Annotated in this window: 16 protein-coding genes; 4 read left to right on the top strand and 12 right to left on the bottom strand. The window is 62.8% G+C overall.

Translation table 11 applies throughout. The annotated features are described in order from the left end of the window. The first annotated feature begins 17 nt into the window (after positions 1-17). Positions 18-290, top strand: coding sequence for a hypothetical protein (locus RR42_RS24685; RefSeq protein WP_043353824.1), 273 nt, complete (start codon positions 18-20; stop codon positions 288-290). 39 nt (positions 291-329) lie between these two features. Here the strand turns inward: RR42_RS24685 and RR42_RS24680 are convergent, their stop codons facing one another. Together RR42_RS24680 and RR42_RS24675 are read right to left on the bottom strand one after the other, a co-directional pair. Further along, a complete protein-coding gene (locus tag RR42_RS24680; protein ID WP_043353823.1) occupies positions 330-881 on the bottom strand; it encodes a hypothetical protein in 552 nt (183 codons plus the stop codon). A gap of 42 nt (positions 882-923) precedes the next feature. Beyond that, a complete protein-coding gene (locus tag RR42_RS24675; RefSeq protein ID WP_082055094.1) occupies positions 924-2,336 on the bottom strand; it encodes an efflux transporter outer membrane subunit in 1,413 nt (470 codons plus the stop codon). 80 nt (positions 2,337-2,416) lie between these two features. Between RR42_RS24675 and RR42_RS24670 the strand changes: the two genes are divergently transcribed. The 3 genes from RR42_RS24670 to RR42_RS24660 are packed head-to-tail and all read left to right on the top strand — an operon-like array spanning position 2,417 to position 7,257. Then, positions 2,417-2,974: a TetR/AcrR family transcriptional regulator gene (locus tag RR42_RS24670; protein ID WP_043353821.1), complete on the top strand. Its 558-nt coding sequence runs from the start codon at positions 2,417-2,419 to the stop codon at positions 2,972-2,974. Between the two features lie 36 nt (positions 2,975-3,010). Beyond that, entirely contained in the window at positions 3,011-4,153 is a 1,143-nt protein-coding gene (locus tag RR42_RS24665; RefSeq protein ID WP_052494941.1) for an efflux RND transporter periplasmic adaptor subunit, read from the top strand. Further along, positions 4,150-7,257, top strand: a complete 3,108-nt coding sequence (locus tag RR42_RS24660; protein WP_043353819.1) for an efflux RND transporter permease subunit — start codon at positions 4,150-4,152, stop codon at positions 7,255-7,257. Before RR42_RS24665 ends, RR42_RS24660 begins: the two co-directional genes overlap by 4 nt. 205 nt (positions 7,258-7,462) lie before the next feature. Here RR42_RS24660 and RR42_RS24655 read toward each other — a convergent pair whose 3' ends face one another. The 10 genes from RR42_RS24655 to RR42_RS39900 form a co-directional block, all read right to left on the bottom strand. Then, positions 7,463-8,164, bottom strand: coding sequence for a TetR/AcrR family transcriptional regulator (locus RR42_RS24655; RefSeq protein ID WP_236702179.1), 702 nt, complete (start codon positions 8,162-8,164; stop codon positions 7,463-7,465). 73 nt (positions 8,165-8,237) lie between these two features. Next, positions 8,238-8,927, bottom strand: coding sequence for a hypothetical protein (locus RR42_RS24650; protein ID WP_043353817.1), 690 nt, complete (start codon positions 8,925-8,927; stop codon positions 8,238-8,240). 245 nt (positions 8,928-9,172) lie between these two features. Next, on the bottom strand, positions 9,173-9,853 hold the full coding sequence (locus tag RR42_RS24645; protein ID WP_043353814.1) for a c-type cytochrome: 681 nt from the start codon (positions 9,851-9,853) through the stop codon (positions 9,173-9,175). Then, positions 9,853-11,349: a flavin monoamine oxidase family protein gene (locus RR42_RS24640; protein ID WP_043353812.1), complete on the bottom strand. Its 1,497-nt coding sequence runs from the start codon at positions 11,347-11,349 to the stop codon at positions 9,853-9,855. The genes RR42_RS24645 and RR42_RS24640 overlap by 1 nt, the downstream gene beginning before the upstream one ends. A 34-nt stretch (positions 11,350-11,383) precedes the next feature. Then, entirely contained in the window at positions 11,384-12,073 is a 690-nt protein-coding gene (locus RR42_RS24635) for a c-type cytochrome (protein ID WP_082055092.1), read from the bottom strand. Continuing rightward, the gene (locus RR42_RS24630; RefSeq protein WP_043353808.1) at positions 12,070-13,566 is read right to left on the bottom strand and encodes a flavin monoamine oxidase family protein; all 1,497 of its coding nucleotides are present in this window, start codon (positions 13,564-13,566) and stop codon (positions 12,070-12,072) included. Before RR42_RS24630 ends, RR42_RS24635 begins: the two co-directional genes overlap by 4 nt. A gap of 35 nt (positions 13,567-13,601) precedes the next feature. Further along, entirely contained in the window at positions 13,602-14,285 is a 684-nt protein-coding gene (locus tag RR42_RS24625) for a c-type cytochrome (RefSeq protein WP_052494937.1), read from the bottom strand. Further along, positions 14,282-15,778, bottom strand: coding sequence for a flavin monoamine oxidase family protein (locus RR42_RS24620; protein ID WP_043353806.1), 1,497 nt, complete (start codon positions 15,776-15,778; stop codon positions 14,282-14,284). The genes RR42_RS24625 and RR42_RS24620 overlap by 4 nt, the downstream gene beginning before the upstream one ends. 196 nt (positions 15,779-15,974) lie before the next feature. Then, positions 15,975-16,853, bottom strand: coding sequence for a phytanoyl-CoA dioxygenase family protein (locus RR42_RS24615; protein WP_043353803.1), 879 nt, complete (start codon positions 16,851-16,853; stop codon positions 15,975-15,977). Continuing rightward, complete coding sequence (locus RR42_RS39900) at positions 16,778-17,035, bottom strand: SDR family oxidoreductase (protein ID WP_236702178.1); 258 nt, start codon at positions 17,033-17,035, stop codon at positions 16,778-16,780. The genes RR42_RS24615 and RR42_RS39900 overlap by 76 nt, the downstream gene beginning before the upstream one ends. Positions 17,036-17,049 lie beyond the last annotated feature (14 nt).

The raw sequence follows: 17,049 nt of genomic DNA, 5'->3' as shown, positions 1-17,049 counted from the left end.
TCTCTGGAGATTCCCCCGTGTTCACCCTCCCCAGCAAGTTGCTGCTGCTCATTGTGTACGGCGTCGCAGTCTGCAGTTACCTGACGGCGCTGCCACTATCGCCGGACGTCATCCACTGGGTGCGCATCATGGCGGCGGTGCTGCTGGGCGTGCATTTTCTTGAGGTATTGGTCTGCTTCAGAAAGGTGGCACTGCATAAGGGGCCGCTGTTCGATAGCGTGCTGCTGACGCTGCTCTTCGGTGTCCTGCACTGGAAGCCGATGGCCGATGCTGCACGCCGCCCGCGTTGATCGCGAAGTGCCCCCGGGCCGCAAACATCGCTCGGTGGCTCAGATAGTGGCCTCAAAGAACGACAGCCCCGCCATGACAACCCCTACCACCAGCAGTATGGTCGGCGTACGCGTGTTGGCATCGAAGCCAGGGTGCCGTGCCACACGCGCCTCCAATGCCTGATTCACAGACTGGAGGATCTGACGCTCGTTCGCGTCGACCTTGTCGAAGATGTTCGTCAACGCGTTGTCCGTATCCGGGAAAGGATCGCGCAGGAGCTGCGCCGCATCGGCACTAGCACGCTGCAGGCTTGCGGCGGACAGCAGCGCCGATACCACCATGGAAGCAAGCGCGGCCATCGCAAAGCACACGCGCACCATGCCTCCAGGCGCATGAAGGTCGACGGCGCCAAAGCGCAGGATCGACGCGTACAGCGTGATCAACCCCGCTAGTGCCCCGAGCGACAGCGTGAACATCATGCGCAGATGGCTCGTGAGCAGCAGTCTTGCGCCCTCAATATGTTCCAGGTGGATCTTTACGAACGTATCGATCGCGAAGCGGCATGCCTCGAAACGTAGTTGCCGGTCTTCCGACGCTCGTGCCTGGCTCATGCGCAGTCTCCTGAATGGCGAAGTAGCTGTCTCATATTCATGTCAAACCGCGCCGGCAAACACGCGACGCAGGCCCACTGCAGCCGCCCAACGCGCGCCTTCTGCTTGACTGACGGCATCCTGCGCACGCAGGTAGCTGCGCCGCGCATCCAGTACCGAGCTCACATCTGTCAGGCCGGCCTCGAACAGGCGTTCCGCGCGCAGTGCCGCAGTCTCGCCCGCAGCTTGCGCCTGCTGCCACTTGCTCAAAGAGGCCTCCGAGGTGGACCACTGTGCCAAGGCCACCTCGGCGTCCGACAATGCGGCCAGCATGGCTTTTTCATACTCGGCCATCGCTTCGTTGGCCCTGGCCTCGTTGACCGCGATGTTGGCACGGATACGCCCGCCATCCAGGATCGGCAACGTCAACGAGACGCCGTAGCCCAATACAACCTGCGGAGACGCGGATTGGCCAACGATCGCCGTCCGTTCACGCGTGTTAGCCCACTCGATCTGCAGCCGGGGATAGACCTCACGACGTGCCACGCCCACACGTGCCAGGGCAGCATCCAGCGCGCGAGCTTGGCGCAAAACATCCGGGCGGCGCTCCAGCAGTTCGCCAGGTAGCAAGGTGGCCGGCGGCTGCGGTGTACTGGCGGTCGCCTGCAAATTCAGCACTGGTGCTTCGCTCACGCCCAGCAACACGGCCAGTTGTCGATGACGCACCCGCAGGGAACCATCCAGTTGCTCCGTAACGGCCTGCTCCTGCGCCAGCTCTGCCTGCCAGCGCTCCACATCCACCGAAGTGGCCTGCCCAGCTTCAAACTTGCGGCGAACCACTTCGACCTGGCGCTGTGCAAGGGCAATCGCCTGGCGGTTCAACACCACTCGGTGCAAAAGTGTCTGCAGCTCGAAGTAGGCGGTTGCCACATCAGCCGCGAGCGCGATCTGCGTTGCCCGCAACGCCTGAGTAGCCGCTTGTGCATCCGCCTGAGCCGCGTCGACAGCCAGAGCACCCCGCCCGAAGACATCGACTTCCCAGCTCGCGCGTAGGCCACCGAAGCTGCGCTCGGCGCGTGGATCGATCCCCGTCTCCCGGCCACGCTGCGCACCTGCCACGGCACCCAACTGAGGCAGGCGCTCGGCCTGCGCACCATCCGTCAGTGCGCGTGCCTGGGCCAAGCGGGCCGCTGCGATCTTCAGGTCTCGGTTCGACTTCAGCGCTGTATCAATCAGCGCATCCAGTTCATTGCTACCGAAGTCACGCCACCACTCGGCGGCCACGACGCCTTTGGTGGCAATTGCGCTTTCGCTCCATTGGCTAGGCACGTTGACGGTGGTTGCCGCCGGTGCGGAGCCGGCCGGGGCCGTGGCGCAGCCGGCCAACCCAATCAGAATGAACACCGCTGCGCCAAGCAGCGTCTGGCAGGTGGAGCGGCGGAATACGGGGGCAGCGGAAGAAATCAGAGGGTACATGCAATAGCTCCGGGCATTGACGAGTCGATTTCTTTAACTATACTATACGTATGGTAAAGTTCCAACACGCAGGAGATCCCATGGCAGCACCTACTGAGTCCTCCAACTCTCGCGACAAGATTCTCGATGCCGCGGCAGATCTAATGGCCAAGCGCGGTGTGACGCAATTGACCATCCAGGCTACGGCAGATGCCGTCGGCATCACCAAAGCCGGGCTGATCTATCACTTCAAGACACGTGATGATCTGCTCACCGCCCTTGTCGAGCGCATGGTGGCCGAGCTGGACGCACAAGTCGGCGTACCAGCGCCGAACGATGCTGAACCAGTCTCGCCACGGGCAAAGATGGCCGAGCTGACAAGTTTCACCTTTGATATGCCCGCCAGCCAGAAGCAGCTCATGACCAATATGCTGGCGGCGGCCTCGGCTCACCCTCACCTGCTACCGCCGGTCCAAGCGCTGTTTGCCCGCAGCTATGAAGCCTTGGACCGCGGCCCCAAGGCAGGTCTGGCGCAACTGCTGTCAGTTGCGCTGGACGGCCTGCTGCTGCTCGAACTGCTCCAACTGCACGAGTTCACCCCTGATCAGCGCGCGGCCATGCGCAAGACGGTGGAAAAACTGGCACGCGATCTGCCCTAACCCCTTGCCTCACCGCTTCGTTTAGAAGGTTATCCCATGCGTACCCATTCCCAGCCCACCGCTGGTTTTATAGTCCTCGCGGCCGTGGCGTCAGCACTCGCCTTGAGCGCTTGCACCCAATCTGCCACGCAGGTGGCCGCACCTCCCAAGCCCGTCAAGACTGAGGTGGTGGGGGCCTCCAGAGCCCGTGCATCGGCCGACAGCTTCGTTGGTACGCTGCGCGCGCGCCAGCGCAGCGACCTGGGCTTCGAGGCCGCCGGCCGGGTGGTGGCCATCCCCGTCGAGGTCGGTGACCGGGTGCGTGCGGGGCAGGTGCTCGCACGGCTGGACGAGTCTCCAGCCCGCTGGCGCCTGAACAAGGCAGAAGCCGACCGTGCCGCCGCCGCAGCAGCCGTGGTGGAGCGCCGCACCCAATTGCAGCAGCAAGAGGCGCTGGCACGCGACAAGATCATTTCGCAGACGGCGCTGGAATCTGCACGGGCCGCCCACCAGCTTGCGCAAAGTCAGCTAGCAGCAGTCGATGCAGCACTCGCTACGGCCCGCCGGGATCTGGCGCTCACCCACATCACCGCCCCGTTTGACGGCGAAGTCGTGGCACGCCTGACGCAGCCCTTCTCTGATGTTGCGCCGGGCCAGGCCATCCTGCAGATTCAAGCCGGCAACGCACTGGAGGTGGTTGCCATGCTGCCCGACAGCGTCGCCGCCCCCCTCTCTTCCGGAGACAGCGCCCAAGGCAAGAGCGACACCGAGTCGTTTCCGCTTACGCTGGAACGGTTGTCCGCCCGCAGCGACAACGGCTCGCTGGTGCAGGCGATCTTCCGCGTGCCGCAAAGTGCGGCTGGCTCGAAACATCTGCGCAGCGGCGGCGTCGTGTCGGTCGAGCTACCTAACCGCAACGCGCCCAATGCTGTCACCGTGCCGGCGCCTGCCGTCATGTGGGGCGACAAGCCGGGCCATGCTACCGTCTTTGTACTGGACCAAGCCGGCAAGCTGCAGCGCCGCCCCGTGCAAGCGGGCACCGCCGTGCAGCGAGAGGGCCGCGTCACGGTTTCCCAAGGTCTGACGGCCGGCGACCGTGTGGTCGTGGCAGGCACTGCCTTCCTGCATGAGGGCCAGCTCGCCCAAGCGCAGCCGATGCAGACCCTGCTTCAAGGTACAGCGGAAGGGGCCGCGCAATGAAGCTCACCGAAAGCGCGCTTAACAGTACCCGCCTGACTTTCTTCGCCGCGCTGCTGATTCTGGTGTCGGGCGTCTTCGCCTTCCTAGGCTTTCCATCGCAAGAGGAACCCTCTACCACCGTCCGTGACGCGATCGTCATCGTGGCCAACCCAGGTTTGCCTGCAGAGCGCATGGAGCAGTTGGTAGCACGTCTGCTGGAAGAGCGACTACGACAGTTGCCCGAGCTCAAGCACGTGACGAGCACGGTGCGCCCCGGCACCGTCATCCTGCAGGTCAACCTGCGCGATGAACTCCGCGATCTGATGCCGGTCTGGCAGCGCATGCGCGCCAAGATCGAAGAGGCTCGCCCACTTTTCCCTGCCGGCACGCTGCCGCCGCAGATCAACGACGACTTTGGCCGCGTGGCCATCGCCTCGATCGCCGTCACCGCACCGGGTTTCTCGATGAGCGAGATGCGCGAGCCGCTCAAGCGCCTGCGTGAGGGCATCTACGCCATCAAGGGCGTACAGGGCGTGACCTTCCACGGGCTGCAGGACGAACGGGTTTATATCGAATTCGACCGCACGCGCCTCGCCGGCCTGGGCCTGGGTGCCGACGCTGTGCTGCGGCAACTGCACCAGCAGAACGTAGTGCTCTCGGGCGGGCAAGTCGTGCTCTCGGGGCTGAACAGTGCTGTGGTCGCCTCAGGTGAGATCCGCTCGCTGGAGGCGTTGCGCGATTTCGTGCTGGCCGTGCCCGCCAGCGCTGGCACGGCGCCGGCCACCGTCCGTCTGGGTGACATCGCCCGGATACGCGTGCTGCCGGCGGACCCACCGGAGTCTGCAGCCATCTATCGCGGCGATAACGCCGTGGTGCTGGGTGTGTCGATGCGCCCCGGCCAAAACATCAAGATGCTGGGCCAGGAACTCAAGGAGCGCGTGGCTCAGCTGGAGCAGCAGTTGCCCGCCGGTTTCTCGCTGGACTTCGTGACCTACCAGGCCGACGTGGTCGAGCGCGAGATGGGCAACATGAACCGCGTGATGGAAGAGACCATCATCATCGTGATGACGGTGGTGGTGCTGTTCCTGGGCTGGCGAGCCGGCATCATCGTCGGCAGCATCGTGCCGCTGACGATTCTCGCCACGCTGCTGGTGATGCGCGCCTTGAGCATCGAGCTGCATATTGTCTCAATGGCGGCCATCATCATTGCGCTGGGCCTGCTAGTGGACAACGGCATCGTGATTGCCGAAGACGTGGAAAGACGCCTGGCCATGGGCGAAGACCGCAGAACGGCCTGCATCCGCGCTGGCCAAACGCTGGGGATTCCGCTGCTGACCTCTTCGCTGGTCATCATCTTCGCCTTTTCGCCATTCTTCTTCGGCAACACCACGGTCAATGAATACCTGCGGCCGCTGGTGATCGTGGTGGCGCTGTCGCTGCTGAGTTCCTGGCTGCTGTGCCTGACGGTGACACCACTGCTGTGCTACTACTTCCTGAAGCCCGGCCACCACAACGCCGACGAACCGCCGAAAGAAACCGGCTTCTACGCAGGCTATGCCCGCGCGATCCGCAAGGTGCTCGACCACAAGGGCACGATGCTGACCGCGATGACGGTGCTGTTTATCGGCTCGATGTTGCTGCTCTCGCGCGTGCCGGCCGGGTTCCTGCCCCCGTCGGAACGCCCGCAGTACCAGGTTGCAATCGAGCTGCAGCCAGGCAGCGATGCACGACGCACGCAAGCTGTGGTGCGCGACCTGAGCCACTGGCTGAGCGACAAGAAAGCGAACCCCGAAGTCACGACCAGCATCGGTTACGTGGCAGATGGCGGCCCTCGCGTTGTGCTGGTGCTCAATCCGCCGTTGCCAGCCTCGCACGTGGGCTACTTCACGGTGAGCGTGCAGAGTGCGAAGGATGTTGCTCCCATGATCCAGCGCACACGCCAGTGGATGGCGCAGCGCTATCCCGATGTGCGCGTGGATGCCAAGCGCTTCTCACGCAGTACGAACGATGCAGGCATGGTGGCCTACCGGATCAGCGGCCCAGACGAAACCGTACTGCGTGACATTGGCAGCAAGATCGAAGGCGTACTGCGCCCGCTGCCGGGGATGGTGCAGGTGCGCAACGATTGGGGCCCCCGCGTACCGCTTGTGGACGTGCAGATCGACCAGCGCAAGGCACGCCGCCTGGGCATCAGCAGTGAAGATATCGCCACCTCGCTGAGCGCCCGCTATACCGGCGTGGAGGTGTCCGTCCTGCGCGACGGCGACACGCTCGTGCCGCTGGTGGTGCGTGGCAGCGATGCTGAACGCGCTCGCCCCGAAGACCTGGCGAACACGCTAATCCACCCGGCCAGCGGTGCGGCACCCGTGCCCCTGTCTGCACTGGCGAGTGTGTCGCTGTCTTCCGAGCCGTCGGCCATTCGTCGCCGCGACTTGGTGCGTACGCTGACCGTGGAAGGCCGCAGTACGCAGGCCACTGCGCAACAGACCGTCGACCGCGCTGCCCCTGGCATCGCAAAAATCACGCTGCCCCCGGGCTACCGTATCGAAATGGGTGCGGAGATCGAGGAAGCCGCCGATTCCAACGCATCCCTCGAGACCTACCTGCCGCTCGCGGTGGTGGCCATGCTGCTGTTGTTCGTCTGGCAGTTCAACTCGTTCCGCAAGCTGACGCTGATCGTGGGCATCATCCCGTTTGCGATGATCGGTGTGGCGCCGGCACTGCTGCTCGGCGGCGAGCCGCTGGGCTTCATGGCCAACTTCGGCATCCTGTCGCTGGCCGGCATCATCGTGAACAACGCGGTGCTGCTGCTGGAGCGCATCGAGGCCGAACTGGCCACCGGCAAGCCCCGGCGCGAAGCCGTAGTGTCTGCGGCCGTGGCTCGGCTGCGCCCCATCGTGATGACCAAGCTGACGTGCGTGGCGGGTCTGATCCCCCTGCTGCTGTTTGGCGGCAGCCTGTGGGCGGGCATGGCGCTCACCATCGTCGGCGGGCTCCTGCTGGGCACACTGATCACGCTGGGTCTGGTGCCGGTGCTTTACGAACTGCTATTCGGCGGCCGGCTGGCGCGCTGGCTGGAACAACGCCGCAGCGGCGAGTCCTCCGGATCTGTCGCGCACTCCTGATGCAACGCAGGTCTTGATGCAGGACCTGCACTGCGTCGATCTCTTAAAGCCAACGGGGTGGTCTGGAAGACCACCCCGTTGGCTTTTGGGGAGCTGGTTGCAACGCTCTCTCCCAAACAAAACTGCAATGCTGGCGTGTGGCAACTTGCAGCTTTCCACACTCGATTCGAATAAGCCTCGGATACAGCATGTGGAAACTTCGCCGCTAGATGCCCCAGGGCTGAGCCGTAATTGGTGGAGGCGCGGGAAGTACTGTACCCGGAGCGGGATCGCGTAGCAGGCCGTGCAACACCAGCGATACCAAATGTGTGATGAACACCTTCGGCTCCAGCGCCTTGGATGCACATATACCGAAGGAGTGCTTCCACATCTTCAGAAACAGCATCGGTGCGACCAGTGCCAGCGTGGTCTGATGCACGTCGGTTTCTCGAAAATCGCCCCGCGCCACGCCGCGTGCCAGGATGGATGCAAACAGCCGGTCATAGCACTCTATGACTTCCACGCTGTAGTACTGCACGAGATCGGGGAAGTTGCCCGATTCGGCGATCAACAGTTTGGTCAGCCCCGAGGCAGAGGATTCACCAATTCGCTCCCACCGGCCCATCAGAATCTCGTGCAGCAGCGCCTCGCTGGTGCCTTCGAAGGTATCAATGAAGGCCTCGCCTTCAGCCAGCACAGGCAACAGACTTTCCTGGATCACTGCCTTGAACAGCGCTTCCTTGCTGGCGAAATACAGGTAGACCGTGCCCTTGGATACCCCGGCAGCAGAGGCGACATCTTCCAGCCGCGTGGCCGCATAGCCGCGTGCAACGAACAGGACCAACGCAGCGGAGACCAGCTCTTGCGGCCGGGTTTCCTCGCGTCGGACCCAGCGTTTAGCGGACGGCACGCAGCTTTGACGCTTCACGGCACTCACTCCAAAAGTGCATGCCCCACTCGTTCTGAGAGCCTTTAAAGGAATCTCTACGAAAGCGGCGTGATCACCGCGAAATCTGCCCCAGGCCGCCGACGGCATAACCTCGATTCAGGTTCAGTTCCTTTTCCTGCGCGCGCTCCAAGGCGCAGTAGGCGTAATACGCCGAAACAGATTGATAAGACCAAGTAAGCAACGCGAAGATATAAAAGATCACGTGATTTTCATCACCAGGGATATGATAGAAGTCATAGGTGCTCGCAATAATCTGCCCAGATACCAGTGCCAGGGTCACACTCACGGCGTGAAACTTCTCTCCGACGCTGAGCAATTTCTTGACAACGTAAGCAAGGTAAACCGAGAACAACGACCACATCACCAGATAGAAATAGGGTTTGACTTCGACCATAAAGTCGGCTCCCCACACAATGACGGTCAGCACCAACGCGCCCAACACATACAGGACATCAGCGAGAACCGATGGCTTGTATCGATGCGTCACCGCCATCATGCCCGCAATGGCGATAATGGGTATGCCGGCGGCCCTGGAAAATGCATCGCAAAAAAGAGCGATGCTATAAAAGACGTTTTCTCCAGTTAAGGCATTGAGCATGATATTAGACGCCGAAAACGTCACAACCAGCCACTCGAGCCCGAGGAGGAAGTTGCGCTTCTTGAGAAGCTTCACGCCATAGATGAGCGAAGTCGTGATCAGTGCAAGATCAGCGAGGCAATAAAGATAAAATTTGAGTTCCATGATGCATTCCAATGGTCATTTTTAATTTGAATCACCATTACGCTTGCTCACATCAACATCAATCCTGGTATCACCCCGACGCGAGATGACACTGCCGATCCATGTGGGCTTCGTTCAGGTATGTCAGGCGGCTGGCGCTATCTCCGTGCCAACGAAGGCTGGTGCGCGCTTGCGCAGCAAGCTAATGCCGAAGAGACACAACCACGTGGGATGAATCACGCGTTGTGTCATGGCCTGTCTCCTTCTTATCGGCTGGCGATGAATTGCGCGAGGTCTTCGATATCCTGTTGCGACAATGGGCCGGCCATCGCCGCCATTACCCCGGTGGATTCGTGGCGCTTACCGGTCTTGAAGTTCGTGAGCTGAACGACCAAGTAGTCGTAGCCCTGCCCGGCCAATCGCGGATACGCGTCCTTGCCTTCCAGTTGCTGCCCGTGGCAGGCGGCGCAATTCTTGGCCTTGGCCAGCCCTTCGCCACGTGCCACGCGGGCCGCATCGGCATGGAAGCTGGTGTTCGGTAGCGGCGTCATCTGCGAGAAATGCGTCACCATCGACTCGAACTCGTGCTCCGACAGGCTGAGCGCAAATGGCGTCATGGTCGGGTCGCTACGCTCGCCACTAGCGAATGCCTTGAGTTGCTTCCTGAGATACGCCTCTTTCTGCCCCGCCAGGCGCGGATAGGCCTGGGTAACGGCGTTGCCTTCGAAGCCGTGGCAGTACGCACAGGAGTCGCTGGCACGAGGCCAAGGGCCGTTCACACGTGCGTTGTCCTCCGAGATCTTGTCGACCTCATTGCTTACACGCAGCAAGCCATAGACTTCCGGTCCGTAGACGATGCCGGCGACCACGACGGCGGCCAAGACCAGCCAGCCCGACAGGATGAGCATCCGCCTGCCACGGCTGCGTGGTTTCGTTGTGGTATTCATCAAGCCTCCCGCCCGGCTACGGCCTGCAGCGCCTGCAACGCTGCCTTGTGGCCGGAACGCACCGCACCATCCATGTAACCCGCCCAGATTTCCGCCGTTTCCGTGCCCGACCAGATCAGCTTGCCAACGGACGGATGCAGGGCTTCACCGTACGTGGTGAGAAAACCGGGCGGCATCGGCGACACGCAGCTCAGCGTCCATTTATCTGCCTTGAGCCAATCACGCTGATGGAACGCGATGGGGTGCAGCGCTTGGTCGCCAAACGCCTGGGCATAGATCTGCGAGAGTTGGGCCTCGGCCTCCTTCGGATCGGCCGGCAGCATGCTGATGTGCACGAACGCGTTGATCACGCCGAACGAGACATCCTCCGGCGAGTTGTCGTACGCCCAAAGTACCGGCCCCCCCGGTTGAAAAATCCAGCCATTCAAGCCCCTGTCGCGCCAGAACGCTTTCTTGTAGACATGCGTCGTCTTTCGCCCGGGCGCAAACGCAGGCCAGCGGCGCTGCATTTCGTGGCGTTTCTCCGGCAGCGGCGGGTCGAAGGCAATCTGGTTGCACAGCATCGGCGCGAGCGCGACGATCACGTTGCGCGCACGAACCACACCGTTCGCGGTATGAATGGCGACCGGTCCGTTCTGCCAGTTCTCGACGCGCAGCACGGGGGTCGACAGCCTCACCTTGTCACCCAGCGCCTGCGCCATCTTGATCGACAGGATCTGCGAACCGCCGGAGATGCGGGTCTGTTGCGCGCCGCCCTTGACCGCTTCGAGCCGGTCGTAATTGCATTCGGCTGAATTGACCATCGACAACCAGTGCAGCAGCGACAGTCGCGCCGGCGAGGCGCCACCCGTGATCGCCAAGCCGGTCGACCAACCGATCTGGTCTGCGTTTGCGATGTTCTTTTTCACCAGCCAGTCGCCGACCGACATCGCGTCGAACTCGGCGGCGCGCGGCGATTTCCACGGCGCGCCGCACGGCACGCTCTTGGCCAGCTCCTCGAGTTCATGCGCAATCTTCGGATCCGTGCCGAACCCGCCCTCGGTATCGACTGCGGCATGAGCGTCACCGGCCAGCATCATGGTCTTACCCTGCCAGTAGGTGGGAAATGTGCCGACGCCCAGCTCGCGTGCCAGATCAGCAACCGCGGTCTGACCCGGCCCGATCCATTGGCCGCCCGATTCCGAGAAGTAGCCGTTGCCGAGGTCGTGGTTGAGGGTACGTCCGCCGACGCGGTCGCGCGCCTCCAGCACCACGAAGGACTCGCATCCGGCACGCTTCAAGTCACGGGCCGCGGTCAGGCCGGCCAGCCCAGCACCGATGACGACCACTTCGAGCACGTCGCGCTCATCGCTCGCGGCAATTGCGGCGCTCGCCACCTTCGGCAGTACGGCTACCGTCGCCGCGGCTGTCACCGATGCGGCCATACCGAGAAAGCCGCGACGCGTGAGTGCGGCCGCCTCTGGCGTCTCATCGCGCTTCGTTGGAATATCGTCCATGTTGTCTCCTGCCTAGCTTGAAAAATTGGGCGCTCTAGCGGCTTGCGATGTATTGCGCCAGGTCTTCAATATCCTGTTGCGACAGCACTCTGACGACCGCCGGCATCGCGCCGGTGGCATCGCGTCGCGCACCGCTCTTGAAGCGCGTCAACTGATCGATGAGGTAGTCATGGCCTTGCCCGGCCAATCGCGGATAGACGTCCTTCCCCTCCAACTGCTGCCCGTGACAGGCGGCGCAGTTGTTGGCCTTGATCAGTGCTTCGCCACGTGCCACGCGCGCTGCATCGGCACGGAAGGTCGTATTCGGCAGCGGCGCCGTCTTCGAGAAAAACGCCACCAGACCGTCCAGCTCGCGCGGCGACATGCTCAGCGCCATCGGCGTCATGTTTGGATCGCTGCGTTCGCCGCTGGCGAATGCCGCAAGCTGCTTCTTGAGATAAGGCTCCGGCTGCCCCGCCAAGTGCGGATAGATCTGGCTACCCGCATTGCCTCCGTAGCCATGACAGCCAATGCACGCTTCGCTCGGACGTGGCCAGGTACCACCGGCATGCGTGTCATCCTGCGAGATCTGGTTGACCTGATGACCCAGTTGCAGCAGCCTGTAAAGTTCCGGCCCGTACATGATGCCGGCGATCACGGCGACAGCTAACAGCAGCCAGCCCGAGAGGATGAGCATCCGCTTGCCGCGGCTGCGTGGTTTCGTTTTCGTCGTCGTATTCATCATGCCCTCTTCGCTGCCGAGGCTTGCAGCGCCTGCAATGCTGCCTTGTGGCCGGAACGCACTGCGCCATCCATGTAGCCCGCCCAGATGTCTGCTGTTTCCGTGCCCGACCAGATCAGCCTGCCAACCGACGGATGCAAGGCTTCACCGTACTGGGTGAGAAAGCCGGGTGGCATCGGCGAGACGCAGGTCAGCGTCCATGGATCTGCCTTGCCCCAGTCGCGGTCGTGATAGGCCACGGGATGCAGCGCCTCGTCACCGAGCGCCTCGGCATAGATGCGCGTCAATTCGGCCTCGGCCACCTTCGGATCGGATGGCAGTAAGCCGGTGTGCACAAACGCGTTGATCACACCGAACGAGAGATCCTCCGGCGAGTTGTCATAGGCCCATAGCACCGGCCCCTTGATTTGAGCGATCCAGCCGCTCAGCCCCTTGTCGCGCCAGAACGGCTTCTTGTAGAGATGGGCTGTCTTGCGCATCGGCGCATAGGCGGGCCAGCGCCGCTGCATCTCGTGGCGTTTTTCCGGCAGCGGCGGATCGAAGGCGATCTGGTTGCACAGCGGCGGCGAGAGCGCGACGATCACGTTGCGCGCACGGATCACGCCATTCGGGGTGTGGATGGCAACCGGCCCGTTCTGCCAGTTTTCAATGCGCAACACGGGAGTCGACAATCGGACCTTGTCGCCCAGTGCCTGTGCCATCTTGATTGACAGGATCTGCGAACCGCCCGAGAGACGGGCCTGCTGCGCACCACCACTGGTGCCTTCGAGCCGCTCGTACTTGCAATCGGCCGAGTTGATCATCGACAGGTAGTACAGGAGCGATAGTTTCGTCGGCGAGGTGCCGCTCGTCAGTCGCAAGCTGGATGCCCAATCGATCTGGTTCTCCGGCGCGATGTTCTTTTTCGCCAGCCAGTCGCCGACCGACATCACATCCCATTCGGCGGCATGCGGCGACTTCCACGGCGCCCCCGACGGCACGCTCTTGGCCATCGCCTCGAGTTCGCGCTGAAACTTCGGATCCGTACCGGGTACGCCTCCGATATCGATCGCGGCGCGTGCATCGCCGGCCAGCATCATGGACTTGCCTTGCCAGTAGGTGAGGAACGTACCGACGCCGAGCTCGCGCGCCAGATCGGCGACTGCGGTCTGGCCTGGCCCAATCCATTGGCCGCCTGCTTCCGAGAAGTAGCCGTTGCCGAGATCGTGGTTGAGGGTGCGTCCGCCGACGCGGTCGCGCGCCTCCAGCACAACGAAGGATTCGCATCCGGCACGTTTCAGGTCACGCGCCGCCGTCAGGCCTGCCAGCCCGGCGCCGATGATGGCCACCTCGAGCACGCCGCGCTCATCGCTTGCAGCACTCGCAGCGCTCGCCACCTTCGGCAGTACCGCCGCCGTTGCCACGGCCGTCACCGACGCGGCCATGCCGAGAAAGCCGCGACGCGTGAGCGCGGCCGCCTCCGGCGCCTCATCGCGTTTCTTTGCAATAACGTCCATCTTGTTTCCCGCCTAGCTTGAAAAATCTGCGTGGTCTATCGGCTTGCGATGTATTGCGCCAGGTCGTCGATATCCTGTTGCGACAGCGCTCTGGCGACTACCGGCATCGAGCCGGTGGCATCGCGGCGTGCGCCGCTCTTGAAGCTGGTCAGCTGATCGCGCAGATAGCCGTAACCCTGCCCGGCCAACCGCGGATACAGGTCCTTGCCCTCCAACTGCTGACCATGACAAGCGGCGCAGTTGTTGGCCTTGACCAGCGCCTCGCCGCGCGCCACGCGTGCCGGATCCGCCTGGAACGTCGTGTTCGGCAGCGGCGTCATCTTCGAGAAATGCGCCGCCAAGCCGTCAAGCTCGCGTTGCGACATGCTCACCGCCAGCGACGTCATGGTCGGATTGCTGCGCTCGCCGCTGGCGAAGGCGGTGAGCTGTTTCTTCAGGTAGGCCTCCGGCTGACCCGCCAAGCGCGGATAGGTCTGTGCACGTGCATTGCCCCCATAACCATGGCAAGACACGCACGCTTCGCTGGCGCGCGGCCATGGACCGCCGACACGCGTGTCCTCCTGCGTGATCTGATCGAGCTGCTTGCCAAACTGCAGCAGGCCATAGAGCTCCGGCCCGTACATGACGCCGCCGACTACCACTGCGGCCAACAGCAGCGCGCCCCCCAGCACCAGAATCCGCTTGCCGCGGCCGCGTGATTTCGTTTTCGTGTTCGTCATGCTTTCAGCTCTGCCACGGCCTGAAGCGCCTGCAATGCCGCCTTGTGGCCCGACCGTATGGCACCGTCCATGGTGGTAATCCAGATTTCCGCGGTTTCCGTACCTGCCCAGATCAGCCGGCCGATTGACGGATGCAGCACATCGCCGTACTTGGTGAGAAAGCCCGGAGGGATGGGCGATGTGCAGCTCAGTGACCAGTTGTCAGCCTTGCCCCAGTCGTGCTCGTGGTACGCGACAGGATGCAACGCCTCGTCGCCAAACGCCTGGGCATAGATGCGCGAGAGCTCGGCTTCGGCAGCCTTGGGGTCGGACGGCAGCACGCCGTTGTTCGCAAAGGCCGAGATCACGCCGAACGAGACATCTTCCGGCGAGTTGTCGAAGGCCCATTGGACCGGCCCCTTCAATTGCACGACCATGCCGTTCAAGCCCTTGTCGCGCCAGAACGCTTTCTTGTAGACATGCGCCGTCTTGCGCATCGGTGCATAGGCAGGCCAGCGGCGCTGCATTTCCCGGCGCTTTTCCGGCAGCGGCGGATCGAAGGTGATCTGATTGCACAGCGATGGCGAGAGCGCGACGATCAAACTGCGCGCGCGGATCACGCCCTTCGCGGTGTGGAGGGTCACCGGTCCGTTCTGCCAGTTCTCGATGCGCAGCACCGGGGTCGACAGGCGCACCTTGTCGCCCAGCGCCTCGGCCATCTTGATCGACAGGATCTGCGAGCCACCCGCAATGCGGCTCTCCTGTGCACCGCCCTTGACTGCTTCGAGCTGCCGGTAATTGCATTCAGCCGAGTTGATCAGGGACAGATAGTGCAGCATCGATAGTTTTTCCGGTGCAGTACCCGTCGTCAGCTGCGCGGCGAGCGCCCAGCCGATTTGGTCTTCCGGTGTGAGGTGCTTGGTTGCCAGCCAGTCGGCTAGCGACATGGCGTCGAACTCGGCAGCACGCGGTGACGTCCACGGCGCGGCGGTCGGCACGCTCCTGGCCATCTCCTCGAGCTCGCGCCGCAGCTTCGGATCCGTGTCAAAGCCGCCATCGATTGCGATGGTCGCGCGTGCGTTGCCGGCAAGCATCACGGCCTTGCCCTCCCAGTACGTTAGGAAGGAGCCGACCCCCAGCTCGCGAGCCAGATCGGCAACCGCAGTCTGGCCGGGCCCGATCCATTGGCCACCCGCTTCCGAGAAGTAGCCGTTGCCGAGATCGTGGTTGAGGGTCCGTCCGCCGACGCGGTCGCGCGCTTCCAGCACAACGAAGGACTCGCACCCCGCACGCTTCAGGTCACGTGCCGCGGTCAGGCCGGCCAGCCCGGCGCCGATGATGGCCACTTCGAGCACGTCGCGCTCGTCACCGGCGGCACTCACAGCGCCCGCCACGTTCGGCAATACTGCTGCCGTCGCCACTGCCGTCACCGATGCGGCCATGCCGAGAAAGCCGCGCCGCGTGAGCGCAGCCGCCTCGGGCGCCTCATCGTGTTTCTTTGCAATGTCGTCCACCTTGACTCCCCGTGCCCAACTTGAAAAATCTGCGTGATCTATTGGCTTGCGATGTATCGCGCACAGCCGTCGATATCCTGTTGCGACAGCGTGCTGACGCCCTCGGGCATCGCTCCAGTGGCATCCGGCCCGCACCGCTCTTGAAGCGATAGAGCCCCCGCCCATGCGATCCATGGGAGGGACGGATGCACTGGAGTCAGTCGAAGTGGCCGACCTCGACAAAGTCGTCCTGCTGGAGCAACGCCTGCGGGTCAGTCATCACCCCGTTGCGCTCGACAAATCCCGCATAGGTCGTGCTACACGACCACCCAAGCAGCCGCTGCATTTCCTCAGGAAAGCGCTTGACGCGCTCGATCGGCAATGTCAGATAGTGGTTCTCTTCCTGTCGCAAGATCGCGAGGTCATACGACATGGTCAGTCCCGTGCGCGGCGTATTGCTACGGTTCTGACCACCTCCGTGGTACGTCGAACCGATGAAGATCAGCGCATCGCCCGCGTCCATCGAGGTCGGGATCGCCTCTTCTTGCTTTGGCATGCGTTCGTCATCCCACTTGTGGCTGCCCGGGATGACCAAAGTCCCACCGTTCTCTTCAGAAAAATCGGTGATGGCGATCATGATCTGCACGCGAGCTTCCCGGTTGTAGCCGGGGTGCCGCCAAAGCCAGACCGAATCGTCACGGTGCAACGGTTGCACGCCTTGACCAGGGCGAATCTGAATGGCCTGCGTCACACCCACCTGAATATCGGGCGCCACCTCGACCTGGTTCTCTCCACTCCAGAGCTTGATCGGCTTCTGCAGGATGAGGCGCGCGGTTTCGAGATACAGCGGGTTCAGCGCGACGTCGACGATATGGTCGGTGCGTGCAAACAGACGTGACAGCCGCCGCGTTTGTGCACCGGCAAAGTACTCGTCCACCCCGTTCGGGGTCGCTTCGAGCATCGGAAGAAGTTCCTGCTTCAGGTTCTCGAGCAGGCTGGGGCTGAGGAAGCCCTTCACGATCACACCGCCGTCCGCTTCAATGGCGGACGCGAGTTCAGAGGGCGCGGCTGAATTGGGGAAACGCTTAACGGACATGGTGTTACCTCACGATGATATTGATGACTGAACAACTGCGAACCCGCTTCGATCGCTTCCCCGTTGATAAAGCTGACCTCACCGGAGGCAAGGAACGCATAGACGTTTGCGATTTCATTTGGCGAGCCCAGGCGGCGCTGCCAGCAGTTGGAGCGGAATCCTTCGAGTACCTTGTCAGGCATCGATTTCTGGAACC

The sequence above is a fragment of the Cupriavidus basilensis genome, assembly GCF_000832305.1.
In the GTDB taxonomy this organism is placed as follows: domain Bacteria; phylum Pseudomonadota; class Gammaproteobacteria; order Burkholderiales; family Burkholderiaceae; genus Cupriavidus; species Cupriavidus basilensis_F.
This window is presented reverse-complemented; position numbering and strand designations above follow the sequence as displayed.